At 31.6% G+C, this 11,226-nt stretch carries 12 protein-coding genes; 10 read left to right on the top strand and 2 right to left on the bottom strand.

What is annotated here, in order from left to right; genetic code table 11:
• Positions 1-75 precede the first annotated feature (75 nt).
• Positions 76-1,437: a hypothetical protein gene (locus tag ACHAJD_RS09135; RefSeq protein WP_435585563.1), complete on the top strand. Its 1,362-nt coding sequence runs from the start codon at positions 76-78 to the stop codon at positions 1,435-1,437.
• A gap of 81 nt (positions 1,438-1,518) precedes the next feature.
• Here the strand turns inward: ACHAJD_RS09135 and ACHAJD_RS09140 are convergent, their stop codons facing one another.
• The gene (locus tag ACHAJD_RS09140; RefSeq protein WP_435585564.1) at positions 1,519-2,370 is read right to left on the bottom strand and encodes a diacylglycerol/lipid kinase family protein; all 852 of its coding nucleotides are present in this window, start codon (positions 2,368-2,370) and stop codon (positions 1,519-1,521) included.
• Between the two features lie 108 nt (positions 2,371-2,478).
• Here ACHAJD_RS09140 and tsaE point away from each other — a divergent pair, with 108 nt between their 5' ends.
• The 9 genes from tsaE (at position 2,479) to ACHAJD_RS09185 (ending at position 10,724) form a co-directional block, all read left to right on the top strand.
• The gene (gene tsaE, locus ACHAJD_RS09145; RefSeq protein WP_435585565.1) at positions 2,479-2,934 is read left to right on the top strand and encodes a tRNA (adenosine(37)-N6)-threonylcarbamoyltransferase complex ATPase subunit type 1 TsaE; all 456 of its coding nucleotides are present in this window, start codon (positions 2,479-2,481) and stop codon (positions 2,932-2,934) included.
• Positions 2,900-3,517 (top strand): tRNA (adenosine(37)-N6)-threonylcarbamoyltransferase complex dimerization subunit type 1 TsaB, encoded by a 618-nt coding sequence (tsaB, locus tag ACHAJD_RS09150; protein ID WP_435585566.1) that lies wholly within the window; start codon positions 2,900-2,902, stop codon positions 3,515-3,517. Before tsaE ends, tsaB begins: the two co-directional genes overlap by 35 nt.
• Positions 3,518-3,525: 8 nt before the next feature.
• Positions 3,526-4,284, top strand: a complete 759-nt coding sequence (locus ACHAJD_RS09155; protein ID WP_435585567.1) for a TMEM164-related integral membrane acyltransferase — start codon at positions 3,526-3,528, stop codon at positions 4,282-4,284.
• Positions 4,271-4,726 carry a ribosomal protein S18-alanine N-acetyltransferase gene (gene rimI, locus ACHAJD_RS09160; RefSeq protein ID WP_435585568.1) on the top strand — a complete coding sequence of 152 codons (456 nt, stop codon included), beginning with the start codon at positions 4,271-4,273 and terminating at the stop codon, positions 4,724-4,726. Before ACHAJD_RS09155 ends, rimI begins: the two co-directional genes overlap by 14 nt.
• Positions 4,723-5,715: a tRNA (adenosine(37)-N6)-threonylcarbamoyltransferase complex transferase subunit TsaD gene (gene tsaD, locus ACHAJD_RS09165; RefSeq protein ID WP_435585569.1), complete on the top strand. Its 993-nt coding sequence runs from the start codon at positions 4,723-4,725 to the stop codon at positions 5,713-5,715. The genes rimI and tsaD overlap by 4 nt, the downstream gene beginning before the upstream one ends.
• Positions 5,716-5,797: 82 nt before the next feature.
• The gene (locus ACHAJD_RS09170; RefSeq protein WP_435585570.1) at positions 5,798-7,612 is read left to right on the top strand and encodes a hypothetical protein; all 1,815 of its coding nucleotides are present in this window, start codon (positions 5,798-5,800) and stop codon (positions 7,610-7,612) included.
• A 107-nt stretch (positions 7,613-7,719) separates the two neighbouring features.
• On the top strand, positions 7,720-9,354 hold the full coding sequence (locus ACHAJD_RS09175) for a glutamine--tRNA ligase/YqeY domain fusion protein (protein WP_435585571.1): 1,635 nt from the start codon (positions 7,720-7,722) through the stop codon (positions 9,352-9,354).
• A 172-nt stretch (positions 9,355-9,526) separates the two neighbouring features.
• Entirely contained in the window at positions 9,527-9,727 is a 201-nt protein-coding gene (locus tag ACHAJD_RS09180; protein WP_435585574.1) for a cold-shock protein, read from the top strand.
• Positions 9,728-9,845: 118 nt separating this feature from the next.
• A complete protein-coding gene (locus ACHAJD_RS09185) occupies positions 9,846-10,724 on the top strand; it encodes an aminoglycoside phosphotransferase family protein (protein WP_435585572.1) in 879 nt (292 codons plus the stop codon).
• 13 nt (positions 10,725-10,737) lie between these two features.
• On the opposite strand, the gene ACHAJD_RS09190 is transcribed toward ACHAJD_RS09185, so the two are convergent.
• Complete coding sequence (locus ACHAJD_RS09190) at positions 10,738-11,187, bottom strand: GNAT family N-acetyltransferase (RefSeq protein WP_435585573.1); 450 nt, start codon at positions 11,185-11,187, stop codon at positions 10,738-10,740.
• Positions 11,188-11,226 lie beyond the last annotated feature (39 nt).

An 11,226-nucleotide genomic window follows, 5' to 3' on the forward strand; every position in this document is an offset into this window, starting at 1 on the left:
TTTTTTTTATAAACTGGCTATGCTATACTAAAGTTAATTAAGGGACATAAATTCTAAGGGGAGAGTTATAAATTTATGGGGAATGCATATAGTATTAAAGGTGAGAAGTATAAAACAGCTGACTTACCAGAATTACTAACATGTGTAAAGGGCGATGAAGTATTAGTTTTTTTAAAAGATCAAAAAGTATTATTACCTAGAGCCATTCGTATTAATGCATTAAGGGATTCGTTAAAGGAAACGCTGTTAGCTGAAAGACAAAAAGCAAACCAAATGATAGAAGCAGATAAAAACAATGTAGACATTAACATTTCTAAGCGTGCAGAGCGTTTAAACTGGTTTGAAAAATTTTGTGAAACCCAACTTGAAAACGAATTAACTGAACAAAACAATGATGGCATCAATAAACAATATTTTTTAACACTTTGGACAAACCTATTAAAAGACATTAAGAAACAAGGGGTTAGTAAGGAAAGTATTGAAGCATTTATTGAAGCACACTATGATACAACAAAAGAATTACCTAATGTAAAAGAGTTTAATCAAACACTTGATCACTGCTTCTTTGATAAAGAAGGTAATTTAGATGGTTTAACCATCAATCAGTTTAAAGAAACAATTTTATACAGTTCATCTGTTAAAGAACTTGATATGATTGCGGCTAAGTATGATGTTAAGATTCCTAAAAATCTTAAAAGAGATCAAGTTCAAGAAGCCATTATATTAGAACTTAAGAAAAAAGGTTCATATAATGAAAAAGAACATCAAATACTTGATGGATTTACTACAAAACAACTTGAAGAGTTCGCCTCAGCGAATGATTTAATCGCTTCACGCTATATATCAAAACCACAAGCCATTGATTATTTATTAAGAAATGCGCATACGACTAAAGATGTGTTTGAAGCTGAGTTATCTGCACCAATTGAAGAAAAACCACAAGAAGTAATAGAGGAAAAAGTCGAAGTTACTCCAGAAGTAGTTTCAGTTACAACAGAGGATGAAGCATTAGTAACTGAGCCAAAATGGACAACCAAAACTAAACAAGGAAGTAAAGCGCTTCAAGCTTTATTGTTTAAAGTTAAAAAAATTAGAAAACCTAAAAAAGCATTAGTTGTAGATGAAACTACAAAACCTAATGAAGATGCAGTTCCAATGGATAAACTTGATTTAATTTTAAGACAACTCGAACGCACAAATGATAACTTAGAAGCATTATTAAGACATCATGTACCAGTTAGGATTAAGAAAGTTATTTTCGGACTTTTCGTTCTTTCTGTTGGGTTTGCTGGATTTGTAGTATTTACTTATTTCTACCGAGATGTTTTCTTATTTAGAAGTATAGTTAATTTATTAAACCGTATTCCATTCTTATTAAATCGAGGGATTATGGATTTCTTCTATCGCTTATTTGAAGTTCTAATTTTAAGAAGATAATTTTTTAATTAAAAACCGAGTCATCAATATGATTTCTCGGTTTTTTTATTTGTTAATAGTTAGCATAAAACAGCTTAGTGATTATTTATGATAAGGTGTAAAATAAACTTTTTTGTCGGTTACGGATACTTCAATTTCTTGCGTATCTAGGAAACATTCACCGTCACATTGGGCAATTTGTTTAGAAAACATGGTTGCTTTTATATGTTTAGCTTTTGTTGTAAACACGTAACGTTTTACGTAAGTATGAAGACCTAAATAAACACTAAGGAAAATAAGTAATAATAAAAATTTATTCCCTCTATGCACAATTAACACATCAAAATTAGGTTCATCAATTTGAGCTTTGGGAGTTAGTTTCATCCCACCACCGATAAATTTTCCATTATTAGCATTTACAAGATAAGCCTTCTTAAATGTATAAGGGGCACCATCTATGGTGATTTCTAAAAATTTAGGTTTAAATGAAATTAAAGATTTAACCGTATTGATTAAATAGTTTAACTTACGCTTATTTTTTGATTGGTTTACACGATAGCCAATTTCACCATCAATGCCCATACCAGCACCATTTATAAAATATCTTGTTTTTCCGTTATGAACAAGTTTTAAAATATACTGATGATTAGTCTTTTGTTTTTTTAGTGAGCGTAAAAAATCGTTTCCAGAACCACTTTTTTTCAAATATAGTGGCTGTTTAATATTATAGTTAAAGGTGTCATTTATAAAAGTATTTATGGTACCATCACCACCTAAGATAATAATATTATTATCATCAGGCTTTCCAGTTAAATAAGCTTCTAAATCTTTAATTTTTAGTAAACTTTTCACGCGAAATGGGAGATTATTTTTTTTATAATAATCTACTAACTTTTTTGTGACTCGCTTTGACTTTTTGTTTTTAGAAAGCGGATTGTGTAAGATGATTGTCATAAGATTATCCTCTCAATTAGTTACTAAGAATATTATAGCATATTAATCTTTTCAGGTGTATAAAACCGGTAAATATGATATAATTTGCAAATGATAGAGGTGATTTATTTGGTCTATACTGTTGAAATAAAAAATATAAATGAAATGGAAATTTTTGCCCAAGAAGTTGCTAAACATCTTTTTCCTGGGTTTGTTTTATGTTTAGCGGGAGATTTAGGCGCTGGAAAAACGACATTCACACAATTTTTAGGAAAACATATGGGTATTAACGATTCAATAAATTCTCCAACTTTTACAATTATGAAAAATTATGAGCATAAACCTTATTCATTAACACATATCGATGCTTACCGCCTAGAAGGGGTTAAGCGTGATATGGAAGTAGAAGAGTATATTTACAGTAACGGAGTTAGTGTCATTGAATGGTATACCTACATTGAAGAAAGTTTACCGGATGAATATTTATCGATTCATATCGCATTTATTAGTGAGCATGAACGACATTTAACCATTGAAGGACGTGGAAAATATGAAAAAATCGCAAAATCAATTAGTCATCGATAGCGCTACAAGCTATTTATTTTTAGCGTTATATAGAGATAATGAAGCAATAGAAGTTCACTACCATAAAGGTGAAAACGATCATTCTGTTACCTTAATGGATGAGTTATCAAACTTATTAGAACGCCATGAGTTAACACCAAATGATCTTGATAGAATCATTGTTGGTATTGGTCCGGGCAGTTACACAGGGTTAAGAATCGGTGTGGTAGTAGCTAAAATGTTAGGATGGAGTCTAAATATTCCAGTCTATACCATTAGTAGTTTAGCTTTACTTGCAAGTAGTGTAGAAAAAGAGGGATTAATCTTACCTTGGATAGATGCAAGAAGAGGGTATGCATTTTTAGGCTTATATGAACTTAATAATGGCATAATTAAACAAGTAATACCTGATGAATACACGCATTTAAAAGCATATGAAACACAAATGAACTCTAATGTAACCTTAGTTGCACAGGGTCAACCAAATATGGTAAAATTATTACAGACAGATTTGCTAGTAAAAGTTAAAGACATTCATCTTTTAGCACCTGTATATTTAAGGGAAACGGAAGCGGAACGAAATTTAAACAAAGGGTATGAGTAGGTGAAGGGATGTTTTCAAATTTTTTCGGATATGTAATCGACCCAGAACGTGGAGTTAGATTATTTACATGGCATCACTATATGTTGATTGGACTCGCTATTATTGCGGTTTTTTTACCGTTAAAATATGCCCATGTAATCTATAAAAGCAAACATGAAACCAAAATTAGAAATATTGTTTTTGGTTGGCTAGTCACATTAGAGATCATTTATCACGCACACAATTGGTTAAACGGAGAATTATCGTTTCCTTTACATATATGTAGTTTTGCTGTTTTTATGAGTTTAGCATTACTAAAAACAAACTCACAACGTATATTTGAATTTGTATTTTTCTTCGGTGTTTTAGGCGGAATTATGGCACTGTTAGTGCCATTTAGTTACGGATTCCCATATTATAATATTCGCTATTGGCATTTTATATTATTACATATGACGATTATAATGGTGCCACTATATTACTTTAAGGCCTATCAGTTTAGAGTAACATTGCGTGCTACTTATAAAACATTTGTTATGGTTTTACTTGTTGCACCAGTCATTTATAATATCAATAAATTATTGAGTCGACTCGATTCAACTACAAGTGTTAATTACTGGTTTATTTCAGAAATTCCAGAAAATGTTGAGATGATTTTTAGTAATCACTTAATCTATGTCACAGTATTATTATCACTTATCTACGTTTCACAAATGTTATTATACAAAATTTCAAATCGAAATAACCATGTCATAAACATAGAGCATAATCAAAATGACAGCCTTTAGAATTCGTAAAATGGATATGTCAGACGTAGAATTTGTGCATCAACAAGAAATGGATATTTTTGAAAAAAGTTTAAGTAAAAAAACGTTATATGATGAGATTTTATACAACAAGTTAGCGCATTACTTTATTGCTTTAAAAGATAACCAACGGGTAGGTTATGTTGGTTGTTGGATTACACAACCCAATGCAGAAATCATGAACTTTTTAGTCATTAAGTCTATGCGAAGAGAAAAAATAGGCACAAAATTAATGGCGTTTATTATCGATTTATGTTCAAAAGAACAAGTAGAAGCATTAACCCTAGAAGTAAGAAAATCAAACCTACAAGCGATTCGTTTTTACGAGTCGTTTGGTTTTAAACAAGAAGCCACAAGAAAAAAATACTATTTAAATGGTGAAGATGCGCTTTTAATGGTGAAAAAGATAGGAGGTAAAGCATGATTGTATTAGGTGTAGAAAGCAGTTGCGATGAAACGAGTGTTTCACTTAGTAAAGATGGTAAAACAATCTTAAGTAATATCGTGCTTTCCCAAATTGAACTTCACGCAGCCTTTGGGGGTGTTGTACCTGAGATTGCTTCTCGTGAACATATTAAAGGGATTACAGTAGTCTTTGAACAAGCCATTAAGGAAGCTAATATTGCTATTAGTGATATCGATTTAATTGCTGTTACTCAAGGTCCAGGATTAATAGGTAGTTTATTAACAGGAATTAATGCCGCAAAAGCATTTGCCTTTGCACATCAAATACCTATTACAGGCATACATCATATTGCCGGTCATATTTATGCTAATCAAATTGAAGGAGAAATGATTTTTCCATTAATTTGTCTAGTTGTATCAGGTGGTCATACTGAGTTAATCTTAATGAAAGAGCATTATGATTTCGAAAAACTAGGAGAGACTCAAGATGATGCAGTTGGTGAAGCCTACGATAAAGTAGCACGTGTTTTAGGACTTTCTTATCCGGGGGGGCCGATTGTTGATCGTTTAGCGCATCTAGGTGAGACATCTTATAAAATGCCTAAAGTTGAAACAAAAGGACGTTATGATTTTAGCTATAGTGGGATTAAAAGTCATGTAATAAACTTAATAAACACAATGAAAATGAAAAACGAAATCATTGATGTTAATAATATGTGTGCAAGTTTTCAAGAAGCAGCAATTGACCACTTAATCGAAAAAGCAAAAATTGCCCTTGAAGACTATGATGCAAAAATGTTTATCATTGCAGGTGGTGTCGCAGCAAACAAACATTTAAGACAAAGAGTTGAACAAACGTTTAACGACATACCTGTACTAATTCCACCGTTTAAATATTGTACAGATAATGCAGCGATGATCAGTATTGCAGGGTATTATCATTTTCAAAAAGCACAAAAAACTGACGGTTTTGACCTAAACGGATTTTCAAGAATGAAACTTTCATAATTTAGTAATACATAATTCATAAATTTTACACACTCTTTCATTATACTTAATCTATAACAAGATTATGAGGAGTGTGTTTTTTATGAAAAAACTGCTGTTTAGTTTACTATTTATATTGTTTACATTAATAGGTATACCAGTTTTATTAGTTGGATTAATGTATAATGGCAATGCGTTAGACGAGATGCCTTTAAGTTTATATACCGAAAATGCAGATGCACAACAAGAACTATATACAGAATTAAATCAAGCTATCACAAGCGCTAAAACAGGTATGGATACTGATTTAGAACTTAAAATTCATCAGGATATCATTAATATTGCTATTTTTAATGCAATACGTGGTGATGATGATACACCAGGACCAAACCCTAACTACTTACCTAATGAAGATTGTGATAACAGTGAATGCTTATATATTTTTGAAGAAAATATAAATGGTAATGTATTCATTCGCGTGATTGGCGTATGGATCACATTTGAAGAAGACACACTAATCGCGAATATTGCATTAGAAGTTGATGGCAATCAAGGGTTTACATTTAAATCGATTATTCGTACTGAATTACTATTAACAGATGATGTTCAAAATCAATCATATACATTAGAATTCAGCCGTTTACGTGTTGGGAGATTGCCTTTACCCAAACGCTTATTCACTGGAATCATTGGATTATTAAATAATGTAACTGATATCAACGTAGATGAACAATTACCTATCGGTGATTTTGATTTATCTGAATTAAAATATACTATCGATAAAAATGACATCGTTGAGTACGTAAGAAGTAGTGGTGAAGACGATGCAACCATGTTACTTGCAACCGAGGTATTAAAAATTATATTTGATAATGGGTTAATTCAGTTTAAATTAAATGATGAATCATTTGATTTCTTATTTAGATTATCATTAATTAGAAACAGCCCAATCACAGACATACCAGCTTATTTACAAGGCTTTGATTATGAAGGTTATGAGTTTGAACAGTCATTAAGAAATCGATTTGATGAATTTGTATTTACTATGGCATTAACTAATCAAACGTATTTTACAATTTCTGAACGATCATTTAATCGCATGATATATAAACAAATGGAAGGCTTTGAAAATGCCCGTTTCGAGTTCGAATATGAAGATGAACTTGGCAATCCACAAACGATTACTGTAGGTCTTGAAGCCGTTTGGTTTGAGTTTAGAGTAGAAGAAGTAAATTCCGAAGAAATCATCTATTTACAAATTAAAGGATTGTTTAATATTGATGGTATAAAATCATTATTACTTATTAGAGCAGATGAAGTTATTGGCTTTGACGAAGATGTTTATGCGTTTGATTTAAGTGAAATTACAATCGGTAAAGAATCAGGTAAAGAGTTTTTAAATGTTACTAACTTACAACCATTTAAAGACTACTTAAGCACTATGGAAGACTTTTACTTCGGCTATTTTAGTGAAGAAGGCTATATTATCATTGATACAGTTCGTTTAACTGACTTAATGGCAGAAGGGACACAATCAGGTGTCGTTGAAGTTAACAAAGTTGAAATAGTTGATCGTGCCTTACGTATTCATGTCGTAGCGACTGATCCTTCATTACAAAATATTTTAGATAGTTTCTCAGGTGCCATTTATGATGTATTCTCAGATCCTAATTTAAATACTGAGTTAGAATCTGTACTAGATACTACCAATCCTGGCCCAGAACAAGATACCTATAATCAGATATTAACCATTCAAGCTAAAATTGATAATAATGAAGAAATCACCGATGAAGATGTTAGTGCACTGTTTGAGAATTTTGACGAGATGTCACCAGAAGCACAACAAGCATTCCTTGAAACATTTAACGGTTTAATCGATCCAAGTTTACTTGAAGATTATAATAATAATTTCGAATAAAAAAACTATGAAAACCTATAGTGAAAAAGCTGTAGGTTTTTTTTCATTAATCTTTCATTTTTATCCTTTATTGTTTATAATAAGCAATGAAAGTATTGGTGATATTAATGGAAAACAGAAATTTTATTCGCACAATAATCGAAGAAGACCTAAAAAGTGGAAAGCACGAAGTTCCAATTACCCGTTTTCCACCAGAACCAAATGGGTTCTTACATTTAGGTCATGCACGAGCAATTTTAACAAACTATAATTTAGCCACTGAATATGGTGGATATTTTAATTTACGCTTTGATGATACAAACCCTGTTAAAGAGGATTTGATTTTTGTTGAAGGAATGAAAGAAGATATTTCATGGTTAGGTGTTAAGTGGAAACATTTACTATTTGCTAGTGATTATTTTGATGAAATGTACGAACGCGCGATGTTATTAGTAAAAAAAGGATTAGCCTATGTATGTGATTTAACTCCTGATCAAATAAAAGAATACCGTGGAGATTTAACCAGTCCTGGGAAAAACAGTCCCTATAGAGAACGTCCTATTGAAGAAAACATACGTTTATTTGAAGGGATGAAAAACGGAGAATATGAAGATGGTGCAAGAGTACTACGCGCCAAAATTGATATGGCAAGTCCAAATATGAATATGCGTGATCCAATTGTTTACCGTATACAACGTGCGCATCATCATAATACAGGGGATAAATGGTGTATTTATCCAATGTATGACTTTGCACATCCTTTAGAAGATGCTATAGAAGGGATTACACACTCACTTTGTAGTTTAGAATTTGAAGATCATCGACCTCTTTATGATTGGTTTGTAAAATACTGCGAAATGCCAAAAGTTCCTAGACAAATTGAGTTTGGTAAACTCATTATGGCTAAACAAGTAACAGGAAAACGTTATATTCGTAAATTAGTTGAAGAAGGTGTAGTTGATGGATGGGATGACCCACGCTTAATTACACTCAGTGGACTAAGAAGACGCGGTGTACCACCTCAAGCCATCCAAGGCTTTATCAATGCATTAGGTCTACCAAAAAGCCAAGGTGAAACAGAAATTGATATGTTTTATGAATATGTGCGTAACTATTTAAGTACTGAGGCACGCCGTATTCATGGTGTAATCGATCCAATAAAAGTAGTCATTACGAATTATGAGTCTGATGAAGTTGAATATTTAGAATCAGAGTTTCATAAAGATAAACCAGAGTTGGGTTCAAGAAAAATATATTTTGGTAAAGAACTTTATATTGAAAGAGAAGACTTCATTGAAGAAAAACCAAATAAAAAATGGAAACGATTGGCTTTAGGTGTTGAAGTAAGGTTAATGTCTGCTTATTTCATAAAAGCAAACAAGGTTATTAAAGATGATTCTGGAAATATCATTGAAATACAGGCAACTTATGATAAACTAACACGTAGTGGATCAGGATTTAATGAAAGAAAGCCGAATGGAAACATACATTTTGTCGAAGCATCAACCGCTAAAGAAGTTGAAATCCGTTTATACGATGAGTTAATAAATGATTTTGACAATAAAGAGTTGCCTTTTGAAGAAAAAATCAACAAACATTCAAAAATTATCAAAAAAGGCTATATTGAAGGCGATGTTGTTCCAAAAGAAAGTGAGCCATTCCAATTCACTAGAATGGGTTATTTTGCACTCGATAAAGACACAAACGAAAATAAATTAGTCTTTAACCGTGTTGTAGAGCTAAAATCATCGTTTAAACTGTAAAAAATAAAAAAATAAAGCAATATAGGTTGCATTATTTCTAAATTAGTGTATTATAAAGTAGGAACTTAAGCGCAATAGGCAATTTATAAGAAATAAAGAACAAATTAGTTTGTACATTCTTATGAGTTTCATGCACTACGTTTAAGAAATAATTAAGAATGGAGGAAACAAAATTATGACAGGAACTGTTAAATGGTTTAATGCAGAAAAAGGATTTGGATTTATTACTACTGACGAAGGTGTAGACGTGTTCGCACATTACTCACATATCCAAAAATCAGGATTCAAAACATTAGAAGAAGGCGAAAAAGTATCTTTTGATGTAGTTGAAGGTGCAAAAGGACCTCAAGCTGAAAACATCACTACTCTTTAATTAAAAAAAAGTAGAACAATGGGAAACCTTCGGGTTTCCCATTTTTAATAGATTGGGGTGAATCATCATTATATTTCAAAAAAATATTGAGAATTGGACAGATTGGTCAATAATCTATATGGATACGGATGCATTTAAACCGCTTATTCATGAAATTGCAAAAATACATCAGATTGATGTTGCAGATATTACACCACAAGGCTTCAGTACCAATGCAGTTTTTAAAGTTGGGCACACTATTTTTAAGATATTTGCCCCACCCTCATCTGGAGCGAATACCATCTCTGATTTTAATGCAGAGCTTTTAGCATTAACGCGTGCATATCATTCTGGCGTTAAAGTACCAAAACTATTTCATAAAGGCCGAATAGAATGTAAATATCCGTTTTACTACATGATTTTTGAATATATAGAAGCTTTAGAAGCAAGAGATGTCGTAAAAAAGTATACTATCGAAGAAAAAAAGATTTTTGTTGATAAGATTACAACCATTTTAGAGGCATTAAATGTTACACCAAATGAGTCATCCTATGATGTAACTGTAAAAGAACGCTATAAAATATTTAATAAATGGAAGACATTTCAAATCGGTGTTCAACAACAAGTAGATACTCATATCCAAGCGCTCAAGCTTGAAAACTTAGTATATGTCCATGGTGATATTACTGAAGACAACATACTAATAAGTGAAGATAACGAGGTTTATTTAATTGATTTTGCAGACAGTACCATCGCACCTGCTTACTATGAATATCCTTCAATTGTATTTGGACTTTTCGATTTCGATCAAACTTTATTTAATTTATTTATTAAGGATACACCAATTGATTCGTTTATAGATATGCTATTTGATAGCATATTGTTACATGAGTTTGGTGCGATATTTGTCGAGATGATATTAAACAAAGTAGGATCATTAACAAAAGAGACTTTAGATGATATTTATAAAATCAAACCACTGCTACACCAACTATTTAATAAAAGCGTTCAACACTAATGTTGAACGCTTTTTACAAATACCAATCATATAAACACTTTTGACGCTCGCCTTGTTGATACATTTCATTATCTTCAGGTAAATCAATAATACCAAGTAGTATACCACCAACAGATTCAATCGATTTTCTAGAGGCTATATTATCAGGATTACACGTAATACGTAATGATTTCATATCATGAGCAAGAGCGACTGGTTTTAGTAGTCTGCAAGCTTTACTAGCATAATAATTACCCCGATAAGCTTCTTCAATAAAATAACCGATATTTCCACCATAGTGAATGTTCTTATTAAATCCAATCCGTATATCGATACTGCCTATTGCATCGTTTGTATCTTTCAATTTAATTACATATTGATAACTAGGTAAGTAATCTTTTTCAATATCTTCATCTAACGTTTTTTCTAAGATTAATTCAATTTCTTGATCGCTTAAGCGTGTAAAATTTTTAAATATGAACATATCGCACCACCTTAAGACAATTTTATACTTTTTCTCACT

It is taken from the genome of Liberiplasma polymorphum (assembly GCF_043951795.1).
GTDB classification, from domain to species: Bacteria; Bacillota_I; Bacilli_A; order Izemoplasmatales; family Izemoplasmataceae; genus Liberiplasma; species Liberiplasma polymorphum.